The sequence below is a fragment of the [Clostridium] saccharolyticum WM1 genome (assembly GCF_000144625.1).
In the GTDB taxonomy this organism is placed as follows: domain Bacteria; phylum Bacillota; class Clostridia; order Lachnospirales; family Lachnospiraceae; genus Lacrimispora; species Lacrimispora saccharolytica.
Genome location: NC_014376.1, coordinates 1,465,322 through 1,489,666, shown reverse-complemented (window position 1 = coordinate 1,489,666; position 24,345 = coordinate 1,465,322). Strand labels below are relative to the sequence as shown.

The following is a 24,345-nucleotide window of genomic DNA, read 5'->3' as shown; positions in this document are numbered from 1 at the left end:
TCCTCCTAATATTGTTCTTCTATTTAAAAATGGTATATACAACTAACGATAAAAAAACTAAACACATAGCGACATCGATTAATGTTATAATTAATGCGCCTATAAATATACAGAATAATACATCAGAAACAAGATTATTTATAATAACTGGAATAAATACTGAAATAGCTATTAACAAGGTAAAACAGGTTAGAATATATGTGTATAAAACAGTTTTAAAGTGACCGGTTCTTTTTATCTCTTCAGTCAGCTTACTTCCCGTAAATGCAACCAATATTGAAACTACCGTAATTATAAATCCCAATAGCGTCCCCCATATATCAATAACTACTTTAACTGATTCTATGAAATTATGAGGATTGTAAATTTCTGCATTTTGCGGTGCATTCTTAATTACTATATATGGAATAAGCAATCCAATTACAAGAGGAAAAAGAGTAATAAAAATTCGGCGAGCAAAATGTCTTTGTACAATCTTCATCTTAATCCCCTCCTTGCTTTCTTCTTCATTACATACCAAAGACCGAATTATAATAATTAACTATTGTTGCATACATTTCATTTGAATCAATGACTTTACTATCTGTTACTGCAAAAACTTTTTTACAAATTAGCTTATCACTTAAAAGATCTATGCAATCTTTGTAAGCACCTTGACTAACTTTGAAATTTTTAATATCCTCTCTATTTTCATTAACGATATTTTTGATTTCCTCAATAGAAACTGGTAATTTAAAGCCTTCTTTCTTTTGAGTAATTCTTCTCTTAATTACCACTTCATAAGTGTCAAAATCGTCAATATTATTAAAGAATGCTCCAAATATTCCCATTTGATCTCTCAATAATACTTTCATTTCATCTGTATTTCTAACCCCTAATTCAAACAAACTATATCCTCTATTTTCAGTCAATCGCTCAAAAACATCATTCCTCATTTTACCGCTACACGTTATCATAGTAATTTCAGGAAAAACTTTTGGAATGTAAGTTACTACAGAACTGGGGCGTGCACCATTGAAATTAAATTCTGCACCCATAATCATTTTATCTGGAAATAATACACAATGAGTAATTTCCGCTACTTTAAAATTTCCTTTGACTTCAGACACCATGTTGCTAAGCTTACCATTTTTTTCAATATACGGTAAAGCATTAGACCTACAGAGCACAATTCTAAATTTTATATTTCCCTTATTTGGAATATCGTCTACGATAATATAAATATTATCCCCTACTAAAGTATGAAATGCAATCTCTTTTAAAATTTGTAGTCTTTCAGTATCGTTTTTACATGCTTCTATTTTTTCATTTACTTTCTTTATATGCTGAAATGCTTTTTTTATTACAATTTCTTGCTCAGCTTCAGTTACACCATTTTTTAAGTTTTCTTCCGTAAAGGCTGTAAAATCATAGTAATAGATTTTTCTATCTATACCTTCATCTTTTTGCATACTCAATTCTCCCCGTTCGACATTTTTCTTTATTATATCACAAGTCTACTGGGAATATATTCCAAAAAACAAGAGCGTGTTTTGTATAATCAGTATAGAACAAATGTTCGAATATGTAAAATTAGAAAATATTATAAAAGGCCCCTAGCTATAAGCTAAGAGCCTTAGGCGCCCGGAAAATGTCTTGGGAGAGTATGAACCGGGTTAATCAGTCACCGGGCTGTTACACCCGGCAACCGTAGGGGGATTACCTAAATGAAGGTATGCAAGGCTTTTTCGTCTGGCTCCTGCATAGTATCATGCTAACATATTTTATTCCAACACGAACCAACAATTCTAAATTTCTCCAAAAAATCTTTTATTCCTCTGCCAGCAGCTATCCTCCGTAAACTTTACCCTCCGCTTTGGAAACATGCGATTCATGGACTGCGCCACCTTCCACCAGGGAAGTCCGTCTATGTAATACAGCCTGAACATAGTCCTTACTTCGCTTTTGGGGATAGATTCAATATATTCCTCTGCCTGCGTCATAAGTTCCAGCAACTCCGTCTCCTTGATATCCAGTACTTTCTGTAGTCTTTCAATAGCTGCCTTTTTCCGGTAATGTTCCGGTGTCGGATACCCTGTGATTCTGATGCTGCCATAAGTTCCATCAGATCTGGTTCCTTTCACAGAATCCGAAACGATACCCAGGTTTCTGATCTGCTTTTCAAGCTGCTCCTTTCGTCTGCGAATGTCCTTGATTTCCTCTCTCATCTCACAATACTGGACCAGTATTTCTTTGTCCAAATCCTGTCACCTCCTTGCTGTCAATATCTTCTCTACTACCTCGTCCCATTCCTTGGCCCATCTCATAGCCGCCGCAGTCTTTTCATTTGCCAGCCCTATCTCCTGGAAGGTATACTGGTCTTTATAGATCAGTCCGTCTCTTGCGTAATTGCAAATAACGCCCGAGGCTGTCCCTAACTTCTTTGCAAGTTCCCTGGCTGTCCCTGAATCTATCGGTATGCCATGGCTACAAACGGAATATATCTTCTTTGGTTTCATGATCCACCTCCACCGATACAATTCTCACCCGTTCCCGGGGAATGTCTATGTATTCACCGTTGTCTAGCAGGATCCCGATCAGGCCATCGTTGCTACCGATCACAGTCCCGAACTTCCTACTGGGATAAACCTGAACAGTGAATTTCTGTTTTTCTTCAAACTTCATGCTGCACCTTCTTCTTTGCAGGAGGCTTCCTGCGCTTCGGGTCCGGACACAGGCTTGTGAATAAATAGGCCGGCTCTCTTGCGCTGATTGTATCGGCTTTAGGTCCATTAAGTATGTAATACTGCTTCGCAGCCCTTGCGTGTTCCGTTGAAAGAATGGCCGCATGTTCATCTTTACTACTCAATTTATCACCTTCCTTGTGGAAATATTAGTTTACCGGCCTAACTCTATATCAGCTATTGCCTGGAATATCGGGTAGAACTGTGCCGGCACTACTGCATTTCCGAGACATTTAATTCTGTCCAGCCCTTCGGAAATCCCATCATCATTTCGTAATACTCCGCTGATTGGTTTGCGGTGTATCCCTGGTACATAAGGTAATGGATCGTTTTTTTTGCGTGCCCTTTCATTTCGTGTTTGTATAATGATGTTTGCATGTCCGTCTTTTTCACCTTTGTCCACGCTATTGCATCTGAAGCTTGTGGCGTGGGCAATAATTCCAATCCGCTTTCTGGAGTGAACTGCTCCGACATCGGAAGCTCTGTAACAACACCATCCAACATCATACCCCAGGCTGGCAAAATCTCTGAGTATTCCTCGAAAGAACCGTCCAGATTCGCTTGATAAGAGTCCCCATACATTTTCAGCCACAACCCACTGGGGCTTAATTTCATTAATGACGCGCCTGTACTCCGGCCATAAGTCACGTTCATCACCAGACGCTTTACGCAGCCCATTAACCGAATGTGGCTGGCACGGGAAGCCACCCGAAATGACCGTGAGTTCTCCCGGCTTGATTCCGGTTCTTCGAATAAAGTCATCTGCGTGTAGTTCATGTATATCTCTCCACCTTTCTACATCGGGCCAGTGCTTTTCTAATACCTTTGTCGGGTATTCAGCCCATTCACACTGTCCTACACTTTTAAACCCAGCCCACTCAGCTGCCAGATCAAGTCCCCCTATGCCAGAGAAAAGCGATAAGTGAGTGAGCTGTTTATTCTCTGTGCAATCGGTCATTTCCATCTGACCGTCACATTTATAATTGTCAAATACTTCAAATCCCATTTTTGAAAGGAGCCAGGTACCTTTTCGTCCGGACGGCTCCGGCCTCCTTTCTTAATGAATCAAATATCAGTTTTATTGGATAACGTTCAGTTCATCATCTACCTTAAATAGTCTTTTACCACAGTCAGCACATAAAGCGTATTTTCCGGTATTCTTATAATATAAGTAATCATGAAGTGATGAACTTTCAATTTCTCCATTCTCTAAATCCACAAGGTATTCACCGTATCCGTGAATATGTTGCCTTATTTTTATTGTTCCTCCACCACAATGAGGGCATTGATTTATAGGAAATGAATATTTATTATTTTGCACACTGGATACCTCCTTCTGAAAATCTAAATTTACCGGGCCAGCTTACAAAACTTAGGTATTACCTTGTAGGCCGTTTCCCATGCCAGGACAGATATATCTTTAAAACTTTCTGCTCTGGCCACCTGTTCCCATACTGCCCTTTCAATATCGTTCATTGATTCAAAGGCTTTATCAATATTACTCTGTTTTACGGCTGTAAGCTGCCGTTTCTGCCATCTTCTAAGTTGCTGATCTAATTCAATCTGTTCCTGCACTGTATAAGCCATTCCTACCTCACAATTCTAAATATTAGTCATTCGCAACTTCCTAATTTCTTCGGCATTTAGTTCCCTTTTCAAATCTCTAACAATTTCTCTAAGATGTTCTGCATTCCTGGCGTTTAAGCATCTTTCAGAGTAAGTCTTTAACAATCCAGCTACGTCAAGATTATTCATAGTTCATTACCTTTCTCCGGGATCGTTTCAAAATAAAATTGAACTGGCTTTTCGATTTCCTGGATAATGCCGTATTTTTTAGAGATGCGGTAAATAAATTCCTTCTCCAAGCGTTCCGGAATAGTCTTTACGTGTTCTCTAAACTCTTCTAATGGCAAGGTGCTTTTGTAAAAATTACACGCCCTGCACGCTGGCATATAATTGCTTATATCATCAGCTCCACCGTACCAGTATAAAGACTCTACATGATCTACTTGCATTTCACTAATCTCCATGTCACTGCCACAATAGGCGCAATGCCCATTATACTTTTCATAGACCTTTATTCGAATCTTTTTAGGAATTGCTTTTCTCTTTACTTCGGTATTCCCCATGATTCTCCTTTCTCCTGGTGCTCCGGAAAATCCTAATTTACTGGTTCAAAATACTGTTTCAAATCGGATTCTGTAATCTCAATCCAACCAAGTTCATCCGATCCTTTAAGGCAGTCAAGGTGTACTTCGCCGCCAATCAAGTTACTTTCATCGTCCTGTAACCACGTTGATCCGATTGGTACACAATCATACTCTCCAGTAGGGAAACATTCTTCACCGTACTTTTCAAGCCACATTTCCTTGATGCATTTATATTCCATAATACTTACTGCCTCTCTTTCTCCCTCCGGCCCCGGTCCTGCCAGTCAGGCCGGAAGGTTATGTAATGCCGGACACGCCGGACGCATTACCCATCAATCAACAAGAATCTCCTTCACTTTTCGCAACTGCTCCAAAGTATATTTCCTGCATTTGATCCATGTTATATTGCTTAGCCATTTTGAAAGCTTACTTTGTTCAATGTAATTATTTGCATCTGTTCTTGAAGGGCATAGGTAAGTTATTTCGCCATAATCAGTATTTTGAACCAGTCCGTAACAAAACCTTTCCTCATGCTCATATCTGTTTCCATTATCAATGGTCACATATTTGCGCCCCACTGCTTTTACCTTTGCTTCTCTGATCTCTGGTTCACAGTTCCTACCCTCATACATATTGATAATAAAAACTTTTTGACCTACATCAAAATCTTTTACTGTCATTTTGTTTCCTCCGTCAAACTTTGGTTTTATGGCCTGCAGGCCCTGTCAGCCATTCAAGAGCACCCATCATACAAGTTTCCCCGTCTCCAACCTCATTTCCATCTTCATCGAATTTACATTGTCCAGTGTGGTTATATTTACACATGGGGCAAATGGCGGACCACTCTCCACTGACAATCAATTCAGCCAGTTCCCTATCAGTCATTGATCTGATTTTCTCAGCGTTTGTCATTCCAGCTTTCTTTTCTTCATGTTCCAAATAAAAGAGCTTTGCTAGTGCATAAGAAATGCGGCTTCTCTTTCCTGGATTGCGATTGTATACCGTCTGATTCCCACAAACCCTGAAATGATCTGGTCCATACGCCTCTGTTAATCTTTCCATGTCTCTCCTTCCTCCGGTAAACCCGCGTTTCCTTGTTGATCTATAATTTTCATTCTCTTCTCCACATTCTCTGCCCTAACTCCGCTATCATTTCCGCCACCAGCTGCTCCATGAATGGATACTTCTTCATCAGGACCACGGCCCAGGTGTTCATGCGCTCCCATTCGTCTGATCCTCGAGGAAGAATCTTTCCCCGGTAATTGAGCCAAAACTTGTTATACACCTCTTCAAAGGCTTTCTGTACTTCTTGATCCGTCATAAGCTTTCCACCTTTACATAAATCCCAGGCAGATCAGCCCAGTACTTTTCAATCACTTCGGATGCTACCTGCGCATCATCTTTCCAGAAATGCAGCTCTGTCATAACGTCCTTAAGAAGCTTTACCAGATTGTCTGTGTCAGGCTTGCTGGTCTTATACTCCCCGTTCTTATGTTTGCCAGTAACAGGGAAGCACCACCACGTTGTCAACCTCACCGGACCCACAAACCTTTTTTCCGGGACGTGCTGCCCCAAGTGCGCCGATAGCTTCGCCCTGGCTGCTTTTAGCTCATCCGGTTCATAAAAGACCGGCTTCCCATTTACCACATGCACCTGCTTTTCCTGGTGAGTCACGGTAGGGACCTTTTTCATGACTATAAAAAAATCTATTACCATTCACTTCACCTCTCTAAAATTTTAATGTACGAAATCTTCTTGTGAAAAGTTTTATTTGTCAAAGGACAGGGGAAGGAAGGAGGGTGGGCAGCGCTTAAGCCCACCTTTCTTTCCCCCTTTGACCGTCAGGGAAAATAGCCTTATATATATACGTAGTATATATAGCATTTCCCTTCCCTGGAAAATCTCGGTGTTTTCCCGACTTTTTCCCTGCGAGGGAAATGCTCGGCATTCTTCGAGTTTTTCACTTTTAGGGGGAAAGGGGAAATGTTCGACTTTTTCACAATTAGGGGAACTGTTTCCCTTCGACTTTTTCCCTTACTTTCTACCCACATAACCTTCATCAATCCAGAAACCACCATGCTCTTTAATACGATTCCGGACTGTTTTTTCTGTCGTTCCCATGCCCTCTGCAAGATCTTTGATTGTTACTTTCCCGTCTTCATTAAAGCTTTTTAAGGACTCATATTGTGTTTCCAGACTCTCCTTACGCTCCTTTTTGGACTCTTCTGGGGACTTCTTTTTACTGAAATTTTTCTTCCAGGAAGGAGCATCTGCTTCTGGCTGAATATCTCCTAAGACTCCGGACTGATCCAGAGTGTGAACCGGATAATTAAACCATAGATTCACCGGATCAAACTTTGAAAACTCTCTGAGCGTCCCTTCAATACGCCATGCGGTCATACCCTTTACCCTGGACTTGGCCGCTTCTATATTGCGTTCCAGGGCTGCCATTTGCCATTTATCCAACTTCTCCTTGCAGTACTCCATCATCTGGTAGCTACTACATAAATCATCCTGGGAAAGGTCGTCCTCCCACTTAAAATGTGCATCAAGGTACTGCCTGCAGGTGTCACAGACTGCCCGGTTCTCCTGTTGCTTCATCAGTTCTTCGGTCGTTTCTAGTTCAATAAGATCAATAAGCGCATCAGGATCCCTGGCAAATACGCCGGATCCGCTGGCCCGGTCCATGGACTTCTTCCCGCCCTGGCTTCCCTTGCTGTGATGATGGCAGTAGATCACTGCCACGCCAAGCTCCGTACACACCTTATCAAACTGATTACAGAAATTAGACATCTGATCCGCGCTGTTTTCATCACCGGTAATTACTTTGTAGATCGGGTCAATGACAATGGCTATGTAATTCTTTTTCGCCGCCCTGCGTATAAGCATTGGGGCCAGCTTGTCCATAGGACGGGACTTTCCTCTTAAGTTCCAGATATCTATGTTTTTTAGGTTCTTAGGCTGCCACCCAAGTGCCTGATATACATCTTTAAAACGGTGAAGGCAGCTGGCCCGGTCAAGCTCTAAGTTCACGTACATCACTCTTCCCTGCGTACAGGCCCAATTAAGCCACTGTTTTCCCTCAGCTATAGCAATGCACATTTCTATCTGTAAAAACGATTTCCCGGCCTTGGAGGGGCCTGCAATCAGCATCTTGTGTCCTTGTCGTAACAGGCCGTCTATTAGGGTCGGTGCCAACTCCGGAAGGTTCTCCCATACATCGTCTAAGCTTTCCGGATCCGGAAGATCATCGTTGATGGACTCAATCCATTCTTTCCACTCCGTCCAGCTTTCTTTTCCTATATTGGTATCAACAATAAACTGCTTCTTATCGCCACGCATAATACCGGGCAGCCTTGATAGCCTGGAAGGATTCCGGTTTTGCTGATCAATAGCAAGTCCATTTTTCTTGCAGATATCGTAAAGATAATCCACTCGCTTCCGGTACTCGCTGTAATCTGCGGCGTCAACCCTTACAATAGCATGGAGACTCTTACCGCCGCTGTGCACCAGACAGGCAACCGGTAATTCCAATTCCCGGATAATGGCGTGCTGTTTCTCTATCTCCATGGAATCTGATTCTACCAGTGCATACTTAAAATCAGAGACATTCTCATTTTTCACGCCTTTTCCATCCAGAGGATTAAAGCGGATCCACGCTCCGCCCTCCGGATTGTAATCGCCAAGTACGCTGCCAATATCACCCTTACATTGGGACAGAAGTTCAATAAGCTGCCCCGCCGTCCGACCGTAAGATCCTTTATCTGCAGGAAGGTATTTCTCATCCTTTTTCCAGCTCTTTACTACATAGCCGACATTCTCTCCAGCCTCAAACAGGGTTTCTAAATACTTTATAAGTTCCCCGGCTGGATCCCACTGCCTGGGCTCTGTAACTTCTCTTTCCTCTACCCAGTTTTTATCAACTATAATACCTTCTGCTGAAATGGTGTCGTTCCAATCAAGGGCTGTCCCAGGATCATAGGGAGGCGTCCACCCCTGATCCCTGGCATATTGGACAATGGTTCCACCTGTCACCGGAGTACCGGCCCCGTGGAAGCCCCGCCATTTCTTTTCACATTCCCCTGCGTGATAGCGCCGGTCATTCATGCTCCAACGGTCCCACACATCAACGGAATACCCTTCATGCTGCAAAGCCATACCTACATTGATCCAGTCCTGATAGGAAAGCTCTGAGGGGTCTATATGATTAAGGACCTCCATGAGGTCGTATGTACTATCCATGTTTCAAGTCTCCTTATTCCGGTATATATTCCTGCGGATTCACGCCAGAGGGCGCTCCCCTCCAACCTGCCGCTGCGATACGGTCAATCATGTTTTTGGCAGAATCAAAGTTCCACGTTCCAACATGCTGGAATCCGTACTTTTCCAGGCAGCGGATTTGCTTTGGTGTGCTCAAATTTTCTTCCTGACGCTTGTGTAAACGATCCAGGATGAGGCTGGCCTTTCCAGCATTGTCTATCTGATCAGGGAGGATCCCACGCTTTTCAAGCTCTCTTTTCTGGCTGTCTGATGGAGGTGCCATTTCCCAACCAAAGGCTGGAACATATCCAGACAAATCCTCCGCCTGGATACTCATTTCAAATTGCAACGGATCCACCAGCTTCTTTTTACGATTTCTCATTTCCTTAAGCTGTTTTGCAAGGGCTTCCTCTCTTTGGGCGACAACATCCTCTGCAGCCTGCTTTTCTGCTTCTTCAATATCTATTGGGCATCCGGCCTTTTCGATGTTCTCAGTCATTTTCTTTGCAACTTCCTCATCCTGACAGATCAGACTTGCAGGGTGGCATAGTTCATGACGTTCTGTGTGCCAAAGAAAATCCAACAGTAGTAAGTGGTCCTTCCCCGGGAATAACCGGGTGCCACGCCCTACCATCTGGCTGTAAAGGCTACGGACCTTAGTCGGCCGCAAGACTACAATACAATCCACACTTGGACAGTCCCAGCCTTCCGTAAGAAGCATAGAGTTACAGAGTACGTTATAATCTCCCCGCTCATAGGCTGCCAGGACCTCCGCCCGGTCTTTGCTGTCCCCGTTTACCTCGGCGGCCTTAAAACCCTTTTCATTCAAAATGTCCCGGAATTTTTGGCTTGTCTTTACTAAAGGGAGGAATACAACGGTCTTCCGGTCCTTACAATGCTTTTCCATTTCGTCTGCAATCTGATACAGGTATGGATCCAGGGCCGTTGCCAGATCTCCGGATTTGAAATCCCCGGACTGGATACCAACTCCTGAAAGATCAAGCTGCAGGGGAATGGTGAGGGCTTTGATTGGGGATAAGAACCCGGCTTTAATTGCTTTAGGGAGCGTGTATTCATAGGCCAGACTGTCAAAGCATTCACCCAGGTTTCTCATATCGCCACGGTCCGGTGTGGCCGTAACCCCTAGAATGTTGGCCCCTTTGAAATAATCTAAAATCTTTTGGTAACTGTCAGATAAACAATGATGTGCTTCGTCGATAATGATGGTGTCGAAATAATCCACCGGGAATTGTTTTAGTCTCTTATCTCTCATTAGGCTCTGAACGGATCCGACTACAACCCGGAACCAACTCCCTAAGCAGGTTTCCTCTGCCTTCTCGGTAGCACACCCAAGGCCGGTGGCCTTTCCGATCTTATCGGCGGCCTGATCCAGAAGCTCCCCACGGTGAGCCAGAATCAACACCCGGTTCCCCCTGCGGACACAATCTTCTGTTACCTTGGCAAATACGATTGTCTTACCGCATCCGGTGGGGAGGACCAGAAGCGTTCGTTTGACGCCCTTGTCCCATTCTTCAAAAATAGCAGCCTTTGCCTCTGACTGATATGGTCTAAGTTCCATAGTTAAAATGTCCCTGCTTTAAATTTTTTAGGTTCATATGGAAGATACCTTTTTACATGGTTAAACTTTTTGCTTGGATCATCTCTGCCTGGAGTTACCTCGATTGTTGCTTTTCCCTTAGCTCCGGGAACTGCTGGCCAGTTCATTCTTACCTTGCCATCAACTTCCTTTTCACCAATGCAAAGGAAGAACTGTGCAATCTTCCATTGCATTTTATCGTAAAGAAGCAGACTTTCTGTTATAAGAGCAGTCCCCTCTGGAGTTTCAAATCTCAACTTCAACATTGCTTTGTTGCATTCAGGAGATCTATCTCCACCTGGATGTCTTGCGCGTTCAAAAGATTCTACTGTGAAATCATAATCTCCAGGAGGAAGGAGGACAAAGTCCCCACCCCCTTCTCCTTTTTCCACTACGTCGTCCCAACCTAATTCTTTTGCTTCATAATCTGCCATCTATTTTTCCTCCTTAATTAAACACTAAGCTGTCTTTTTCTTTCATTTCTTTAATCATGGGATATACTTGATCCCAGGCTCCTACTAACACACCAGAGATAAAGTCAGGCGGATAATCAGCAACCGCCATATCTGCGGGGAAGTATCCTCTGGCAGCCACTACATTCTGAATATCCCACTCGTCAACCTGATTATTAATCATCAAATCATGAAGGGCTTTCGGGATCCGCTCGTCAACCTTCACTTCCGGTGGATTTATAGAATCTGACTCTGTTTCCATCGGTGGAACTGCCTTCTCTTCCTTTGGAGACTCCTGAGCGCTCCTATTGTCTGTACTCCCAGTCTTTTCCTGTCTCGATTGTGAAGTGGAGGGGGGTGTGTTTTTCTTCTCCGAAATGGGATTTCCCGCATCGGAACTTTCTATAATATGGCGAATAGCTCCATACTCAAAAGGCATTTCATCAGGAAGCCCGTACCGGTTCTTTGCGTCCCAGCAGGAATGGTGGGTCGTATACATGACACGTTTGCCGCCCTGGGCCTTGTTCTTGCCCTTCTGGGCGCCCTGGCCGTCTACATTGACCACCATAGTCTTATAGTTACAGAACAGGACCATATCCGCCCATTCCTTTACCATGGGAGCCACGCCTTTGCTCAGTTTCATTTCCCAACGATCATAAGCTCCTAATTCGTCCGGCTGCTCGAACTTCCGCATTTTTGCATGGGCCGTAAGAACCACATTAATTTCGACTTTTATCACATCAGTAAGAAGGTTTAAAAGCTTCCCAAAATCCTCCTGAATGTATATGTATCCTTTTCCATAGCCAAACTCTTCAATGCTGTTCTTATGGTTCTTATCACAAACACTGGTAGTACAAAGCATTTCCGCCCAATCTGCCGTATCAATAATCAAAGTCTTACATAGTCCAGGGGTCTTGATTACTTCTGAAACCTCTTCCATAATCATGGTCCAGCTGCTGGGCTCCGGAAGTCTCGCCACATCCATATCCTTTGTACTGCCCTCAGTATCAATAAACACCGGATCCGGGAACTGTGCGGCGAATGTTGATTTACCGATCCCCTCGGGGCCATACACAACAATTTTTTTCGCCCCCGGTAATTTCCCTCTAATAATCTGCATTAAAATACTCCTTTCTTCCATTCTGTTTTCTTATCTTCCATGAGTGGGTGCTCCTGGCCCGCCACGTATCCGTCCTCAATAATGATGGAACATTCTTCCCCGGTACTTACCCGGGTTGCAATAGCCTGGAGGCCCTCTGATTCCAACCACTCTCCAAATTCCTTAAGTACTTCAAGGTCCATCTGCTCAAGCTTGTCCAGGAGAACGAAACCACACTCTGGATTTAGCTTCCTTACAATGGCGGTGGATACTTTCAGCCGATCAGATCCTGACATGTTGTCCCACTGCTGACCTTTATAAACCAGTTCTCCCTCTTTGATAGAAAGTTCCGATAGCGGAAGTTCTGCAGAATTAAGAAGCTTATTTTTAGCGTCACGGGCTTCATCAAGCTGTTTCGAAAGCTGGTCATACTGCCTTCGGTATTCTCTGGCATCGTCTTCCGCCTTCTCTTTGTCAAGGTTTGCCCGCACCTTCCGGTTAATCTCCTCAATATCAGAAATGCTTTGTTCCAGTTCTGCAGTGGACTGATCCTCCAGATCCTTCGCATCCATTCTGGCAATGGCAAGATCGGCCCGGACAGTTTCCTGTTTCTTAAGTAACTCCTGGATCTGCTCCATAAGCCTCTGGTCTTCCTGCTCCAGCTGATGAAGACGTTCCCGTTTTCTCCGGTTCTCCCCGTTCTGTGCCAGGATATCCTGCTGTTTCTTGATGAGCTCTGACGCAGATACAAGTTCCGCTGGTGCATCATTATAATAAGGCTGCTCTTTTGCGTACTTCTCTTTCTGGTCCGCAATACGACCAATAGCAAGCCGCTCATTGTAATGCTCCTGCTCTTCCTTTTCCAGTGTCACCAGCTTGTCCCCTACCCCGATAATCTTAAGAAGAATCTGAGCCTTTTCCTTTGAGGTTGATTCCATGAACCTTGGAAGGTTAAGGGCGAACTGCTCTACAAAGTCATTCAGGAGCTGCTGGCCTCCCTTCTCTCCGTTCGGATCCGTGACCTTAAGTGCGCTGTTCTTTCCCTTCCGTTCCACCACAAGACCGTTACTCATAGTAATTCGGAGGTTCGGAGGGATCACGGACTGGTCCCGCTGGGCTTGTGAAGGCCGAAACTTGTCCCCACCCAGCACCCAGGCAATGGAATCCAGGACTGAAGTCTTTCCCTGATTGTTCCTACCTCCGATGATCGTCAGGCCGTTGGCCGATGGCTCGATCTTTACGGCCTTAATTCTTTTTACGTTTTCAATCTCTAACTGATTGATTTTCATAGACATTGTTGCAATCCTCCTATAAATCCCTTATAATAAGGGTGAAAAGTTATTATCAGTTATTTGGATTCCCTGGGAGTTGCAGCTCCTGGGGTTTCTGCTTTTTCATAGCCGATAATATGGCCATCATTAATCAGCAACGGCTTAAATGATTTACTTTCAACCGCATCCGCCAGCATTTCGAGCGGCATGTCCTCTAACTCTTCCAATATCCATTTTGCAAGTTCCATTAATCATCACCTCCTCTCACAACACTTCCAGCGCACCCACTGCCATAAACATCAAGGCCATTGCACCGAGGAAGATCACTGCCGGCATAACCCGTTTTGTAAACTCCATCAGCTTAGATGGACGGGTGTCGGTGTAATCGCCTAAGTTGTCATAGTACTTCATACGTACTCCTTTCCCCTTACGATTTGCAGAATTTCCTGATCGCTTAATCCAAGTGTGGATACCAATCCCCATAGATCGCCAAGCCGTAAAGTTTCTGGATACTGCCAGCGGTATTTCAACGTTCGCTCAGGCGTACTCAAGCGGCGTGCAACTTCTGGGTTTCTGATTTGTTTGAGCTCCATTCGTTTTTTAATTGTCACACGTGCAATTAATTTCTTCTGCTCAAAATCTGATAATTTCAGCTTTGGCATATTTTTCTCCTTTCAATGCATTCACTTCACTGTGCGTCGTGATTCTTCAAATACCGATATGTCACTTTCACTAATCCTGTAATCTCTGCCTATTTTTAAGGCTGGCAGCTTCTTTTTTCGGATCCAATCCCAAATAGTAATAACTTGTACACCGTATCGCTCTGCTACCTCTGCGCAAGAATACATTTTAGACATAAAATACCTCCTTTCATTAAATAATACTTGCGTATAGCTCGGTTTAGTGATATACTTGTTTTGCTGAACGAGTTACATCATTTTTACGAACTAATTTTTGTGGAATTACTATTTTTAGCTTATTTTTACGAGCTATAGCCATACTATAGCACGTCAAACAGAGCTAGTCAATAGTTTATTTCGTTTTGCCTAAAATAATTTTCTTGTGAGGTCATTATGTACGAAATATTTGAAATGCTCTGCGACAAAAACGGTATTACACCTTATAAATTTTGTAAGGATACAGGAACGCGTACCTCTACAATTAGTACATGGAAAAAGAAAAAATCTTTAGCAAGTTCAAAGTTAGCACAAAAAATATGCGATTACTTTGGAGTTACAATGGATTATTTAATGACCGGAGTAGAACCTGAAGAAATTAAGAAACCAGAATTGATACCTGTTCAAGAACTTGATGTTGCGAAGAAGATCGCTGGAATCATTGGAGATATTAATGATAAGGGAACAAGCCCCCTTTACTTCAATGGGAAAAAGCTTGACAAAAAGTCGATGGCAATACTTGCCCAAGCTCTTGAGAGTGCAATGAAACAAGTTGAGATCATGAGAGAAAAAGACGAAAAATAAGAAATAAAACAAATAAAAAACCGCCCCAGTGCTAACTGGAACGGATTTTAAATATCATACCGGACAAAGGCCCGATACAACGTATTCACAGACTTATTGTATCACTAATGCGCCGATCTGTCAAAGGTATGGCGTATTTTTTGTACCTTAAAATAAGTCAACTGAAAGGAAATTTTAAAATGCCAACTGCAAAAAAGTTACCATCTGGATCATGGCGTGTACAAGTTTATAGCCATACAGAAACCAAAATACAACCTGACGGAACTTCCAAGAACAAAAGGATTTATAAATCGTTTACCAATGACGACCCAACAACAAAGGGAAAGCGTCAAGCTGAAAAAGACGCATCTGCCTGGGCCGCAAATAAAGAATTATCGTCAAAAAGTTATAATAAGTCAATAGGAACTATGTTAGATGACTATTGTACTGCAAAAAGCAATGTACTATCTCCCACAACTATAAATGGGTATAGGTCTATAAAGCGTTTTATGATGAGCAGCATAGTTGACCAAAAGGCCGACCTCATTAACAATGATAAGATTCAACAGTGGATAAATGAAATATCTATAGAGCGATCTCCTAAAACTGTTAGAAACGCATACGGTTTGTTAGTGGCAGCTTTTGACTTGTATTATCCAGAAAAACGGATAAAAGTAAAATTGCCGCAGAAAATAAAAAGTAACACTTATACCCCATCTGATAATGATATAAAAATTCTTATGGATTACTTTAAGCGCGATAAAGAAATGCTGAAAGCAGTGTGCCTTGCAGCTTTTGGAACCCTTCGTCGTTCAGAAATTTGCGCCCTTACATCAGAAGATGTTACAGGAAATACTATTTCAGTAAACAAAGCAATGGTTAGGGTTTCCAGAGGTGAATGGACTATTAAAACAACTAAGACAGTTTCCAGTACCAGGGAAATAATAATGCCACAATTTGTCATAAATATGCTACCACATACAGGAAAACTTGTTGATGTTGGAGCTCCTGACAATATATCAAACCGATTTGCAAGAGCTATAAAAAAACTTAAGTTGGAAAACATCCGTTTTCATGATTTAAGACATTATGCTGCATCTATTATGCACGCACTTAACGTTCCGGATCAGTATATTATGCAACGTGGTGGTTGGTCATCAGATAAAACTCTAAAACAAGTATATCGTGGTACTATTAATGATTTTGAACAAAAATATTTAGATGTAACATTAAACCATTTCGAAACAATGCAACACGAATTACAACACAAAAATAAAAAAGCCTAGTATTTACTAGACTTTTGTCGTGGAGATAGTGGGATTCGAACCCATGACCTCTTGAATGCCATTCAAGCGCTCTCCCAGCTGAGCTATACCCCCATGTCCGCTATTATAGCAAAGCATTAAAAAAATTGCAACAACATCTTGCAATTATTTTTTAAAATGTTATAATACCTTCAGAACATTTGCATATGGTTGTCTTCAGGGCAGGGTGAAATTCCCGACCGGCGGTAAAGTCCGCGAGCGCATACTGCGCAGAATTGGTGTGATTCCAATACCGACAGTAAAGTCTGGATGAAAGAAGATGTGTTAAATAGTGATAATACACCTGTCTATTTTTAACACCTGAAAGACATACTTTCAGGTGTTACTTATTTTCAGGAGGACTGAATCATGAATATGACAAAGAAAACAAGCAAACTTACTTTGATGGCCATGCTTTGCGCGCTGGCTTTTGTAGCCGTTGTGGCCATCCGGATCCCATTGATCCCTATGCTTCCATTCTTAGAGTATGAGCCAAAGGATATTATCATTCTCACCGGAGGCTTCTTATTCGGCCCGATGTCTGCAGCACTGATCTCTGTCATCGTATCCTTTGTTGAAATGTTTACCATCAGCAGCACCGGTATCATCGGATTGATCATGAACATTCTCTCAACGGTAGCCTTTGTCTGTCCGGCCGCTTATCTCTATAAGAAGCGTCATTCCATGTGGGGAGCTTTCTTTGGTATGGTAGCAGGCACCCTTCTCATGACCCTGGTCATGGTTTTGTGGAATTACCTGATCACTCCCATTTACATGGGGTATCCCAGAGAGGCCGTGGCCAAGCTCCTTCTCCCGGCATTTATCCCCTTTAACCTTTTAAAGGGAGGTATTAACACAGCCCTGACTCTTCTCATCTATAAGCCTCTGGTAACGACCTTGAGAAGATCCAATCTTATCATTCCCGCTTCAACGGCTTCTATAGACGCCTCTAAAAAGCGGAATTATAATTTTGGCATGACCCTCACAGCTGCCGTCATCTTAATAACCTGTGTTTTGGCGGTCCTGGCTATGAAGGGAGCTATATAAACAACAAGACAGTAAAAGGCGGAAGGATACCCCGGCAGGGGAAATCCTTCCGCCTTTTATCGTTGTTTCTTTGCAGTTATTATGTTCTGTTGCCTCTGTCAATCATTGCCTCACAAATAATCTGACAAAATACAGCTCCTTTTAACCAAATGGATTTTCTGTCTTATATAGCATGCCCTTTGGCTGGTTAAATCCAATTTCTTCCACTCCAAGATACTTAAACACCTCAAATAAGGCCTTTCCGTAATGTCCGAAAGCTACCGCACCATGGTGTGGGAAATTCTTTTCAATGAGCACATGACGGTAAAATCTTCCCATTTCCGGAATGGCAAACACACCGATGGAGCCAAAGGAACGGGTGGCTACCGGAAGCACCTCTCCCTGGGCTACGTATGCCCGAAGGAAATTATCTGCAGTACTCTGGAGGCGGAAAAACGTAATATCACCCGGTGCGATATCTCCCTCAAGGGTTCCCTGAGTCACTTCCTCCGGAAGAGCTCTTGCCATGATCATCTGATACTTCATGGAACAGGAGGAAAGCTTTCTTGAGCATGTGTTCCCGCAGTGGAAGCCCATAAAGGTATCCTGATGGGTATATTCATACTTGCCCTTAATATCTCCATCATACATATCCGCAGGAACCGTATTGTTAATGTCAAGCAGGGTCACGGCATCCATACTGATACAGGTACCTATGAATTCACTGAGTGCTCCGTAAATGTCCACTTCACAGGAAACCGGGATTCCCATTCCTGTAAGGCGGCTGTTCACATAGCAGGGAACAAAGCCGAACTGGGTCTGGAAAGCCGGCCAGCACTTTCCTGCTATGGCAACATATTTCCGGTATCCCTTGTGTGCCTCCACCCAATCCAGCAGGGTGAGTTCATATTGGGCAAGCTTTGGAAGGATTTCCGGTTTCTGGTTCCCCTCTCCCAGCTCCTTTTCCATATCCGTTACTACATCCGGGATCCTTGGATCGCCTGCATGCTTATTATAGGCTTCAAATAAATCCAGCTCAGAGTTTTCCTCAATCTCCACGCCCAAATTATAAAGCTGTTTGATGGGGGCATTGCAAGCCAGGAAGTTTAAGGGGCGTGGGCCAAAGCTAATGATCTTTAACTGGGAAAGTCCTGCCAGAGTTCTGGCAATCGGAAGGAATTCCTCGATCATATCAGCGCATTCCTCTGCCGTTCCTACGGGATATTCCGGTATGTACGCCTTGATATTTCTAAGCTTTAAATTATAGCTTGCATTTAACATTCCGCAGTAGGCATCTCCACGGCCCTGAGTTAAGCTGTCCCCGCTTTCCTCTGCTGCTGCGATGAACATGACCGGTCCGTCAAAATGCTTTGCAAGAAGAGTTTCTGAGATCTCCGGACCAAAGTTTCCAAGATAGACTACCAGGGCATTGCAGCCTGCTTTCTTTACATCCTCCAATGCCTGGACCATATGGATCTCACTTTCCACGATACAGACAGGACTTTCATAAATATTTCCGCCGTCATATTTTGCCCTGTATGCCTCTACCAGCGCTTTTCTTCTGTTTACTGATAAGGATTCCGGAAAACAATCTCTGCTTACCGCTACGATTCCTACCTTTAATTCCGGGATATTATTCATTGTATATCTCCTCCTGTTATTTTTCACCACTCTTTTTTATGATAGGCCTGCTGATTTATTGATAAATTCTTATCATACAGACAAGTTTTCTCCGGATATGCCAATGTAGGCATGCTCCGGAAGTCCGCCCTCTTTATGTCCAATGAGCCATTTATTTTTGGCAAACAACAGCCGGTCCTCTTTATTCACGGCTTCCCCGGCAGGCTCTAAATCCGTATTGGTGTCCTTTGGTAAAATCACCACACAGCGAAAGCCCTTTTCCGACACATGGCAGGGGGCATAATGAAGGGTCGTGGCATAAACCTCGATCATAGTTCCAGCCGGAACCAGAAATGCCTCCATGTTTCCTGAATCGTATGTATAATCAGGAGCAATATCCTGCTGCCGTCCCAAGATCAGGATCAAATCCGTCACGGCCACATTGATTTCTGAATTTCTATGGTATTCCACTGCGTTCATGTTCTTATTATGCCCGTTGCAATAACCCACCTGTATGGGAAGCTGGCCGTAAAGCTTCTTTTCGATTTTCTTAGAAACCGCCAGTTCCTCCAATTCCTTTACGGAAGCAACATATACCACCTCATCAGGAAGGGGTGTTTCCTTCATTTTTTCCAGAAGTTCTCCTGCATCATACCCTGTAACTACTTTCCCGTACTTACGAAAAGCAGGATCTGTCACTGGTTTAATTGTCAATCCCATAGCTTTCCCTCTCTTTTCTTATTCTCCAAATACTGCCAGATAATCCTTTTTGAACTTTTCAATCAGCTCTCACTGCCAGAAGCGCCTGGGCAGCGGAAAATACCAGGGTAACGATGGTTGGTATTCCTGCTGCATGCAGGGCCTCCACTGCTTTTAGGCCTTCTGCCGTCATGGGGATCTTCACTACCTTATATTCTTCCTCCTTTTTATCTTTTGCCATGATTTATAAAGCTGCAAGCTTCTTATAGCTGTCCTTTAAATCCTCATAAAGCTGCTTGTATAGCAGATGGTATTTTTTATAAAGGCCGGCCTGTCTTTCCTCAGGCCCCGTAGTCTTATCCTGAAAGATCAGGGCATCACAGGCTGATTCCACGCTTTCAAAAATCCCGCACCCCACTCCGGCCAGAATGGCAGCTCCAAGAGCCGGTCCTTCTGTCTGGGCAACGGTTTTTACCTGACAGTCATACATGTCCGCAAGCATCTGGCGCCATACCTGGCTTTTTCCGCCTCCGCCGCATGCCATCATCTCTCCCACCTGGATCCCCATATCCTTAAGAATGTCATTGCAATCACTGAGTGAATAGGAAACACCTTCCATCACCGCCCGCAGCATGTGCTTTCTTGTATGGATAGCGGAAAGTCCAAAAAACACGCCCCGGCAGTCCGGGTCAAGGTGAGGGGTCCTCTCTCCCATCAAATAAGGAAGATAAATAAGCTTATCGCTTCCTGCCTCTACCTGGCTTACATCCCGGTTGATGAGATCATAAACATCGATCTTCTGTACGCTTGCTTCTTCCACATAATCCTGGCAGAAATTGTCCTTAAACCATTTTAAGGAAAGTCCTGCCCCCTGGGTCACTCCCATAACATGCCACGCTCCAGGTACCGCACAGCAGCAGGTATGGACTCTTCCTTTGGGATCAATGGTAACCTGGCTGCTGTGGGCGAATACCACTCCCGATGTACCTATGGTGGTAAAGGCAGTTCCATCCTTCACGACTCCGGTCCCCACAGCGGCGGCCGCATTGTCTCCAGCCCCTCCTGCCACCTTTGTATCCGCAGAAAGTCCGGTCCTGGCTGCGATCTCCGGAAGAAGAGTTCCCGTCACCTCACAGGATTCATACACCTTTCCCAAAAGCTCCTGGTCAATATCCAGTTTATTTAAGACTTCTTTGGACCAGCACCTTCCTGGTACATCCAAAAGCTGCATTCCGCTGGCGTCAGAAACATCCGTTGCGTATACTCCCGTCAAAACGTAACGGATATAATCCTTTGGAAGGAGGATGTGCCTGCACCTTCCGTAATTCTCCGGTTCATGCTTCCTCACCCATAAAATCTTTGCCGCGGTCCAGCCGGTAAGGGGCGGATTGGCAGTGATCTCAATCCAGCGCTCCTTTGGAATAAGCTTTCCCATGTCTTCCACCTCGGCTGAGGTTCTCTGGTCACACCATATGATAGAGGGACGTATCACCTCATTCTTTTCATCAAGCATTACAAGCCCGTGCATCTGGCCTGAAATCCCGATTCCTTTTACAGCCTCTTTTTTTACCCCGGACTCTGCCACAACCTGGGTAAGGGTTTCAAGAACCGCCTCTCTCCAGTCTTCCGGATTCTGCTCCGCCCAGCCGTTTTGGGGCTGGTAAAGGGAATATTCCCTGGATGCAGAAGCAATCACACGGCCCTTTTCATCAAACAGTACGGTCTTTGTTGCCGATGTCCCCACGTCAATTCCAATCAGATAATTCATTCTGATACCTCCTCCAAAGATCTCTTATTCTGATTATAATATACATGCCTGAAAAAAGCGTGCGTTTATTTGTCCAACTAATAGCACTTTCTTGCCTTATATCTCCACCAGCAAGGACTTGTGCGAAACAGGCCATAATAGATTTTGGTTATGCCTGCTCTTAAGAAAATCCTGTCATGGTCTGTTTCATAGGGCAAATGCGCGTAAGCGGGCAAAACTGCAGGCTTTGTTCGCTGCACTGGGGAAGAAAGGCATAATAGACCCAAGGTTTAACCATCCTGTCTGCAGTACATTCGAATTCATGGACATTTAGAAGGGGACAGGGTATAATGAAGAAAAAAAGAGGCTGTTCCCCGACAGCCCCGTTGTTTGAGGAGGTTTTCATGGATTTAAGAGAAAAAATGAAAAGCGGAAAGCTTTACAGCTGTGACGACGAAGACCTGATGGCAGAGCAGACCGGATGTCTGGAGATCCTTTATGACTATAACCAGACCCGCCCGTCGGAAGGCCAGAAGCGGCAGGATATCCTAAAAAAGCTCTTTGCAGAAATCGGAAAAAACTGCTACATAGAACCCCCGCTCCACGCCAACTGGGGAAAGCACGTTCACATGGGAAACGACGTTTATGCCAACTTTCACTTAACCCTTGTGGATGACGCCGATATCTTCATCGGGAACCATGTTATGTTCGGGCCTAACGTTGTAGTGGATACGGCGGCCCATCCCATCCGCCCTGATATTCGTAAGAAGCAGATCCAGTTTAATGTGCCTGTTACCATTGAGGACAACGTATGGGTCGGGGCCGGATCCATCATCCTTCCAGGAGTCCGAATCGGAGAAAACAGCGTAATCGGGGCCGGAAGCGTGGTAACAAGGGATATCCCAGCCAACGTGGTGGCCTATGGAAGTCCCTGCAGAGTGATCAGAGCAATAAGCGAACGGGACTGGAGATACTATTTTAAGGATTGGGAAATTGATTTAGAATAACAGACTCATGGCTGGGTCTTTCTGCTTTCAAAATAAACGAACCTGTCAATCGCATCTAAAATGTCTTTAAAATCTTCCCGGGGAGCCAGATCAATGTACTTTTTTAACAGCTCCCCTTCCTGCTTTTTATACGGGCCGTAAAATATATCGTACAGGTTATGGCCCCTCATATGGATCCTGAATTCCTCCATATGGGCCTTTAATTCCTCCATTGATTCCAAATCCTTGCCCAACACCTCCACCAACTGCTTTCCGCTCTTCAGGCGGCAAAGATATTCCTGCCATTTATCAAACAGGGTCTGATAAAACGCTTCTTCATGTTCCACCACCCCAAGCGCTGCCATAACTGTGGGATTCAGGAAATAATTTTCAAAGGAATAGTATTTTAAAATAAGCACATTTCTTCTGGTGACCTTTGGAAGCTTATCAATGTCCTCCCCGCTTCGCTCGTCATAGTACCGGCAGAGCTGGCCTGCCAGTTCTTCCGGGTTTTTCCCATCCCCATCCCGTATCATTAGGAACTGGTCTCTTAAATACACCTGATTCATGTACTTTAAATTGGCATAGGTCTTAATATTGGTACAGCTGTTGGTGGTGATGATGGATATCCGGGATAAATTGCCTTCTTTATCATAGATTTCCGAATAATACTTTTCCAGCAGCAGGGGCAGGCGGCTCTTATCCTGCTTTCCCTCCACAATGAACACGAAGCTGACCCCTAAAAGATCATTGGCGCCATAGCCTAAATCATCTAAAATGGCATCAATATCCGTTCTGTCCCTGACAACGGAATAACCGCCCCGGTCCAGCACCACCTGGCGGATCTGGCGGCTGGTGAAGTTAAACAGCATACCAGGGGAATGGGTGGTAAAAATCACCTGATTCTTCTTGGATAACCGGTATAGGATCTCACTGGATATTTTCTGAAGCTGGGGATGGAGGAATATCTCAGGGTCCTCTACGATGACGATGCTGGGGATCCGCTTTTCATCCTCTGTATATGTTTCCAAAAGGGACAGCATGTAAAGGCTTTTCATGCCGTTGCTTAAATTGTTTATGGGACTTAGCTTCCCCCGTTCTGCATGATAGGTCTCTGCCGTGACTTTGAACATCTCACTGGGATTGCTGTTTAAGGAAAATCTGATCTCCTCGTAGCCGCCGTTTTTTCTGTAGTTTTCATTGACCTTTTGGGAAAAATCATTTAGGTTCAGCTGATACATCTTATATTCCAGGAGCTTTGCTGTCTCATAGATCTGCAGCTCCTCCGGCCTCTTCCGGTTGATCAGTCCGATGCATTTAAAGCACTGGTTGCACACCCTTGCGCCGTCAAACATACATACCTGCGTCCTTAGCTTCACCAACTGGTCATCTTCCTGGAAAAGCAGCAGATCGTTCTGAAACTGGTCTAAATCCCGTTCCGAATGAATGTAGTAAAGCCTGGGGAAAATATCCCTGATGTACCGGTTATTCTTCCGGTATCCATCTTTATACCGGACGACTCCGTTCCAATTTATCTGATAGGTAAAGGTCAGGCTCCCGTTGCGGTAAGAAGGCAGCTTCGTTTCAAAATCATGGAGCCATGCTTCAAACCGCTTATACTGGCTCACCACCCCGCACCTGTGAAAGGAGGCCAGGTCCTCCGGCGTAATGGCCAGAGTCAAGGCTATCTCAATATTCTGCTTCTTTTCATTAAAATCCTCTTCCGTGACCTCATAGGCCCCTGCTGCTGCCCGGATGGCATCAAGGATCCCTGTCTTTCCTGTATTGTTTTTCCCTACCAGGATCAGGGCGTTTTCCACGCCCTGGATTTCCATATCCCGTATGGATTTAAAATTCTTAATATGTACCGATGTTATCTGCATAGGCCTCTCCTTTATAAAATCCAGTATAAAAGCCGGACAGGAAAATTTCAAGCTCTGCCTAAAAAAAT

Annotated in this window: 32 protein-coding genes, 1 tRNA gene, 1 pseudogene and 1 riboswitch; of the genes and pseudogenes, 4 read left to right on the top strand and 30 right to left on the bottom strand. The window is 44.0% G+C overall.

Going from position 1 to position 24,345, the window contains the following annotated elements:
• Positions 1-19: 19 nt before the first annotated feature.
• The 24 genes from CLOSA_RS23135 to CLOSA_RS06955 all read right to left on the bottom strand — a co-directional run bounded on the left by CLOSA_RS23135 (position 20) and on the right by CLOSA_RS06955 (position 14,409).
• Positions 20-481, bottom strand: a complete 462-nt coding sequence (locus CLOSA_RS23135) for a hypothetical protein (protein WP_013272078.1) — start codon at positions 479-481, stop codon at positions 20-22.
• A 28-nt stretch (positions 482-509) separates the two neighbouring features.
• On the bottom strand, positions 510-1,451 hold the full coding sequence (locus CLOSA_RS07055) for a hypothetical protein (protein ID WP_013272077.1): 942 nt from the start codon (positions 1,449-1,451) through the stop codon (positions 510-512).
• Positions 1,452-1,787: 336 nt separating this feature from the next.
• Complete coding sequence (locus CLOSA_RS07050; protein ID WP_013272076.1) at positions 1,788-2,240, bottom strand: hypothetical protein; 453 nt, start codon at positions 2,238-2,240, stop codon at positions 1,788-1,790.
• A 6-nt stretch (positions 2,241-2,246) separates the two neighbouring features.
• Entirely contained in the window at positions 2,247-2,498 is a 252-nt protein-coding gene (locus CLOSA_RS07045) for a hypothetical protein (RefSeq protein ID WP_013272075.1), read from the bottom strand.
• A complete protein-coding gene (locus CLOSA_RS07040) occupies positions 2,467-2,664 on the bottom strand; it encodes a hypothetical protein (RefSeq protein WP_013272074.1) in 198 nt (65 codons plus the stop codon). Before CLOSA_RS07040 ends, CLOSA_RS07045 begins: the two co-directional genes overlap by 32 nt.
• Entirely contained in the window at positions 2,654-2,848 is a 195-nt protein-coding gene (locus tag CLOSA_RS07035; RefSeq protein WP_041708542.1) for a hypothetical protein, read from the bottom strand. Before CLOSA_RS07035 ends, CLOSA_RS07040 begins: the two co-directional genes overlap by 11 nt.
• A 29-nt stretch (positions 2,849-2,877) precedes the next feature.
• Positions 2,878-3,729 (bottom strand): DNA cytosine methyltransferase, encoded by an 852-nt coding sequence (locus CLOSA_RS07030; protein WP_330362192.1) that lies wholly within the window; start codon positions 3,727-3,729, stop codon positions 2,878-2,880.
• Positions 3,730-3,801: 72 nt separating this feature from the next.
• Positions 3,802-4,044 (bottom strand): hypothetical protein, encoded by a 243-nt coding sequence (locus CLOSA_RS07025; protein WP_013271453.1) that lies wholly within the window; start codon positions 4,042-4,044, stop codon positions 3,802-3,804.
• Between the two features lie 29 nt (positions 4,045-4,073).
• The gene (locus CLOSA_RS07020) at positions 4,074-4,310 is read right to left on the bottom strand and encodes a hypothetical protein (RefSeq protein WP_013271452.1); all 237 of its coding nucleotides are present in this window, start codon (positions 4,308-4,310) and stop codon (positions 4,074-4,076) included.
• A 164-nt stretch (positions 4,311-4,474) separates the two neighbouring features.
• Positions 4,475-4,852 (bottom strand): HNH endonuclease, encoded by a 378-nt coding sequence (locus tag CLOSA_RS07015; protein WP_013271450.1) that lies wholly within the window; start codon positions 4,850-4,852, stop codon positions 4,475-4,477.
• Between the two features lie 32 nt (positions 4,853-4,884).
• Positions 4,885-5,112, bottom strand: coding sequence for a hypothetical protein (locus tag CLOSA_RS07010; RefSeq protein ID WP_013272072.1), 228 nt, complete (start codon positions 5,110-5,112; stop codon positions 4,885-4,887).
• A 93-nt stretch (positions 5,113-5,205) separates the two neighbouring features.
• Positions 5,206-5,553 (bottom strand): beta barrel domain-containing protein, encoded by a 348-nt coding sequence (locus CLOSA_RS07005; RefSeq protein WP_013272071.1) that lies wholly within the window; start codon positions 5,551-5,553, stop codon positions 5,206-5,208.
• A gap of 13 nt (positions 5,554-5,566) precedes the next feature.
• Positions 5,567-5,935: a hypothetical protein gene (locus tag CLOSA_RS07000; RefSeq protein ID WP_013272070.1), complete on the bottom strand. Its 369-nt coding sequence runs from the start codon at positions 5,933-5,935 to the stop codon at positions 5,567-5,569.
• A 49-nt stretch (positions 5,936-5,984) separates the two neighbouring features.
• A complete protein-coding gene (locus CLOSA_RS06995) occupies positions 5,985-6,194 on the bottom strand; it encodes a hypothetical protein (RefSeq protein WP_013272069.1) in 210 nt (69 codons plus the stop codon).
• A complete protein-coding gene (locus CLOSA_RS06990) occupies positions 6,191-6,589 on the bottom strand; it encodes a RusA family crossover junction endodeoxyribonuclease (protein ID WP_013272068.1) in 399 nt (132 codons plus the stop codon). Before CLOSA_RS06990 ends, CLOSA_RS06995 begins: the two co-directional genes overlap by 4 nt.
• Before the next feature lie 318 nt (positions 6,590-6,907).
• Positions 6,908-9,115, bottom strand: coding sequence for an AAA family ATPase (locus CLOSA_RS06985; protein WP_013272067.1), 2,208 nt, complete (start codon positions 9,113-9,115; stop codon positions 6,908-6,910).
• A 13-nt stretch (positions 9,116-9,128) separates the two neighbouring features.
• Positions 9,129-10,712, bottom strand: coding sequence for a DEAD/DEAH box helicase (locus tag CLOSA_RS06980; RefSeq protein ID WP_013272066.1), 1,584 nt, complete (start codon positions 10,710-10,712; stop codon positions 9,129-9,131).
• Between the two features lie 2 nt (positions 10,713-10,714).
• Complete coding sequence (locus CLOSA_RS06975; RefSeq protein ID WP_013272065.1) at positions 10,715-11,164, bottom strand: hypothetical protein; 450 nt, start codon at positions 11,162-11,164, stop codon at positions 10,715-10,717.
• 13 nt (positions 11,165-11,177) lie between these two features.
• Complete coding sequence (locus CLOSA_RS06970) at positions 11,178-12,302, bottom strand: ATP-binding protein (protein WP_013272064.1); 1,125 nt, start codon at positions 12,300-12,302, stop codon at positions 11,178-11,180.
• Positions 12,302-13,576 (bottom strand): AAA family ATPase, encoded by a 1,275-nt coding sequence (locus CLOSA_RS06965; protein ID WP_013272063.1) that lies wholly within the window; start codon positions 13,574-13,576, stop codon positions 12,302-12,304. The genes CLOSA_RS06970 and CLOSA_RS06965 overlap by 1 nt, the downstream gene beginning before the upstream one ends.
• A 53-nt stretch (positions 13,577-13,629) precedes the next feature.
• The gene (locus CLOSA_RS22620; RefSeq protein ID WP_013272062.1) at positions 13,630-13,800 is read right to left on the bottom strand and encodes a hypothetical protein; all 171 of its coding nucleotides are present in this window, start codon (positions 13,798-13,800) and stop codon (positions 13,630-13,632) included.
• A gap of 16 nt (positions 13,801-13,816) precedes the next feature.
• Positions 13,817-13,963, bottom strand: coding sequence for a hypothetical protein (locus CLOSA_RS22615; RefSeq protein ID WP_013272061.1), 147 nt, complete (start codon positions 13,961-13,963; stop codon positions 13,817-13,819).
• Entirely contained in the window at positions 13,960-14,214 is a 255-nt protein-coding gene (locus CLOSA_RS06960) for a hypothetical protein (RefSeq protein ID WP_013272060.1), read from the bottom strand. The genes CLOSA_RS22615 and CLOSA_RS06960 overlap by 4 nt, the downstream gene beginning before the upstream one ends.
• Before the next feature lie 21 nt (positions 14,215-14,235).
• On the bottom strand, positions 14,236-14,409 hold the full coding sequence (locus CLOSA_RS06955) for a helix-turn-helix domain-containing protein (RefSeq protein ID WP_013272059.1): 174 nt from the start codon (positions 14,407-14,409) through the stop codon (positions 14,236-14,238).
• 216 nt (positions 14,410-14,625) lie between these two features.
• On the opposite strand from CLOSA_RS06955, the gene CLOSA_RS06950 reads away from it, so the two are divergent.
• Both CLOSA_RS06950 and CLOSA_RS06945 read left to right on the top strand, forming a co-directional pair.
• A complete protein-coding gene (locus CLOSA_RS06950) occupies positions 14,626-15,033 on the top strand; it encodes a helix-turn-helix domain-containing protein (RefSeq protein WP_013272058.1) in 408 nt (135 codons plus the stop codon).
• A 179-nt stretch (positions 15,034-15,212) separates the two neighbouring features.
• A complete protein-coding gene (locus CLOSA_RS06945; protein ID WP_013272057.1) occupies positions 15,213-16,298 on the top strand; it encodes a site-specific integrase in 1,086 nt (361 codons plus the stop codon).
• Positions 16,299-16,318: 20 nt separating this feature from the next.
• On the opposite strand, the gene CLOSA_RS06940 is transcribed toward CLOSA_RS06945, so the two are convergent.
• Positions 16,319-16,391: transfer RNA gene (locus CLOSA_RS06940), tRNA-Ala, on the bottom strand.
• A 94-nt stretch (positions 16,392-16,485) separates the two neighbouring features.
• A riboswitch (FMN riboswitch) is annotated at positions 16,486-16,602 on the top strand.
• Between the two features lie 83 nt (positions 16,603-16,685).
• Between CLOSA_RS06940 and CLOSA_RS06935 the strand changes: the two genes are divergently transcribed.
• A complete protein-coding gene (locus CLOSA_RS06935) occupies positions 16,686-17,363 on the top strand; it encodes an ECF transporter S component (RefSeq protein ID WP_013272056.1) in 678 nt (225 codons plus the stop codon).
• 141 nt (positions 17,364-17,504) lie between these two features.
• Here the strand turns inward: CLOSA_RS06935 and CLOSA_RS06930 are convergent, their stop codons facing one another.
• From CLOSA_RS06930 to xylB, 4 genes and pseudogenes are all read right to left on the bottom strand, one after another.
• Positions 17,505-18,983, bottom strand: coding sequence for an L-fucose/L-arabinose isomerase family protein (locus tag CLOSA_RS06930; protein ID WP_013272055.1), 1,479 nt, complete (start codon positions 18,981-18,983; stop codon positions 17,505-17,507).
• A gap of 72 nt (positions 18,984-19,055) precedes the next feature.
• On the bottom strand, positions 19,056-19,682 hold the full coding sequence (locus tag CLOSA_RS06925) for a DUF4867 family protein (protein ID WP_013272054.1): 627 nt from the start codon (positions 19,680-19,682) through the stop codon (positions 19,056-19,058).
• Between the two features lie 64 nt (positions 19,683-19,746).
• Positions 19,747-19,869 (bottom strand): annotated as a pseudogene (locus tag CLOSA_RS22090) (transaldolase family protein); the annotation flags it as partial.
• A gap of 36 nt (positions 19,870-19,905) precedes the next feature.
• Positions 19,906-21,429 (bottom strand): xylulokinase, encoded by a 1,524-nt coding sequence (gene xylB, locus CLOSA_RS06920; RefSeq protein WP_013272053.1) that lies wholly within the window; start codon positions 21,427-21,429, stop codon positions 19,906-19,908.
• Positions 21,430-21,812: 383 nt separating this feature from the next.
• Here xylB and CLOSA_RS06915 point away from each other — a divergent pair, with 383 nt between their 5' ends.
• Positions 21,813-22,415 carry a sugar O-acetyltransferase gene (locus CLOSA_RS06915; RefSeq protein ID WP_013272052.1) on the top strand — a complete coding sequence of 201 codons (603 nt, stop codon included), beginning with the start codon at positions 21,813-21,815 and terminating at the stop codon, positions 22,413-22,415.
• Positions 22,416-22,420: 5 nt separating this feature from the next.
• On the opposite strand, the gene CLOSA_RS06910 is transcribed toward CLOSA_RS06915, so the two are convergent.
• Entirely contained in the window at positions 22,421-24,277 is a 1,857-nt protein-coding gene (locus CLOSA_RS06910) for an ATP-dependent nuclease (protein ID WP_013272051.1), read from the bottom strand.
• Positions 24,278-24,345 lie beyond the last annotated feature (68 nt).

Coding starts and splice junctions, on each gene's coding strand:
- CLOSA_RS07055 (WP_013272077.1), bottom strand. CDS start 1,451: ATGCAAAAAGATGAAGGTATAGATAGAAAAATCTATTACTATGATTTT.
- CLOSA_RS07015 (WP_013271450.1), bottom strand. CDS start 4,852: ATGGGGAATACCGAAGTAAAGAGAAAAGCAATTCCTAAAAAGATTCGA.
- CLOSA_RS06950 (WP_013272058.1), top strand. CDS start 14,626: ATGTACGAAATATTTGAAATGCTCTGCGACAAAAACGGTATTACACCT.
- CLOSA_RS07020 (WP_013271452.1), bottom strand. CDS start 4,310: ATGGCTTATACAGTGCAGGAACAGATTGAATTAGATCAGCAACTTAGA.
- CLOSA_RS06980 (WP_013272066.1), bottom strand. CDS start 10,712: ATGGAACTTAGACCATATCAGTCAGAGGCAAAGGCTGCTATTTTTGAA.
- CLOSA_RS06975 (WP_013272065.1), bottom strand. CDS start 11,164: ATGGCAGATTATGAAGCAAAAGAATTAGGTTGGGACGACGTAGTGGAA.
- CLOSA_RS22615 (WP_013272061.1), bottom strand. CDS start 13,963: ATGAAGTACTATGACAACTTAGGCGATTACACCGACACCCGTCCATCT.
- CLOSA_RS06955 (WP_013272059.1), bottom strand. CDS start 14,409: ATGTCTAAAATGTATTCTTGCGCAGAGGTAGCAGAGCGATACGGTGTA.
- CLOSA_RS07030 (WP_330362192.1), bottom strand. CDS start 3,729: ATGGGATTTGAAGTATTTGACAATTATAAATGTGACGGTCAGATGGAA.
- CLOSA_RS07045 (WP_013272075.1), bottom strand. CDS start 2,498: ATGAAACCAAAGAAGATATATTCCGTTTGTAGCCATGGCATACCGATA.
- CLOSA_RS06995 (WP_013272069.1), bottom strand. CDS start 6,194: ATGACGGATCAAGAAGTACAGAAAGCCTTTGAAGAGGTGTATAACAAG.
- CLOSA_RS06970 (WP_013272064.1), bottom strand. CDS start 12,302: ATGCAGATTATTAGAGGGAAATTACCGGGGGCGAAAAAAATTGTTGTG.
- CLOSA_RS06915 (WP_013272052.1), top strand. CDS start 21,813: ATGGATTTAAGAGAAAAAATGAAAAGCGGAAAGCTTTACAGCTGTGAC.
- CLOSA_RS06935 (WP_013272056.1), top strand. CDS start 16,686: ATGAATATGACAAAGAAAACAAGCAAACTTACTTTGATGGCCATGCTT.
- CLOSA_RS22620 (WP_013272062.1), bottom strand. CDS start 13,800: ATGGAACTTGCAAAATGGATATTGGAAGAGTTAGAGGACATGCCGCTC.
- CLOSA_RS06960 (WP_013272060.1), bottom strand. CDS start 14,214: ATGCCAAAGCTGAAATTATCAGATTTTGAGCAGAAGAAATTAATTGCA.
- CLOSA_RS06910 (WP_013272051.1), bottom strand. CDS start 24,277: ATGCAGATAACATCGGTACATATTAAGAATTTTAAATCCATACGGGAT.
- xylB (WP_013272053.1), bottom strand. CDS start 21,429: ATGAATTATCTGATTGGAATTGACGTGGGGACATCGGCAACAAAGACC.
- CLOSA_RS07000 (WP_013272070.1), bottom strand. CDS start 5,935: ATGGAAAGATTAACAGAGGCGTATGGACCAGATCATTTCAGGGTTTGT.
- CLOSA_RS06945 (WP_013272057.1), top strand. CDS start 15,213: ATGCCAACTGCAAAAAAGTTACCATCTGGATCATGGCGTGTACAAGTT.
- CLOSA_RS06965 (WP_013272063.1), bottom strand. CDS start 13,576: ATGTCTATGAAAATCAATCAGTTAGAGATTGAAAACGTAAAAAGAATT.
- CLOSA_RS07005 (WP_013272071.1), bottom strand. CDS start 5,553: ATGACAGTAAAAGATTTTGATGTAGGTCAAAAAGTTTTTATTATCAAT.
- CLOSA_RS06985 (WP_013272067.1), bottom strand. CDS start 9,115: ATGGATAGTACATACGACCTCATGGAGGTCCTTAATCATATAGACCCC.
- CLOSA_RS06925 (WP_013272054.1), bottom strand. CDS start 19,682: ATGGGATTGACAATTAAACCAGTGACAGATCCTGCTTTTCGTAAGTAC.
- CLOSA_RS23135 (WP_013272078.1), bottom strand. CDS start 481: ATGAAGATTGTACAAAGACATTTTGCTCGCCGAATTTTTATTACTCTT.
- CLOSA_RS07040 (WP_013272074.1), bottom strand. CDS start 2,664: ATGAAGTTTGAAGAAAAACAGAAATTCACTGTTCAGGTTTATCCCAGT.
- CLOSA_RS06990 (WP_013272068.1), bottom strand. CDS start 6,589: ATGGTAATAGATTTTTTTATAGTCATGAAAAAGGTCCCTACCGTGACT.
- CLOSA_RS07010 (WP_013272072.1), bottom strand. CDS start 5,112: ATGGAATATAAATGCATCAAGGAAATGTGGCTTGAAAAGTACGGTGAA.
- CLOSA_RS06930 (WP_013272055.1), bottom strand. CDS start 18,983: ATGAATAATATCCCGGAATTAAAGGTAGGAATCGTAGCGGTAAGCAGA.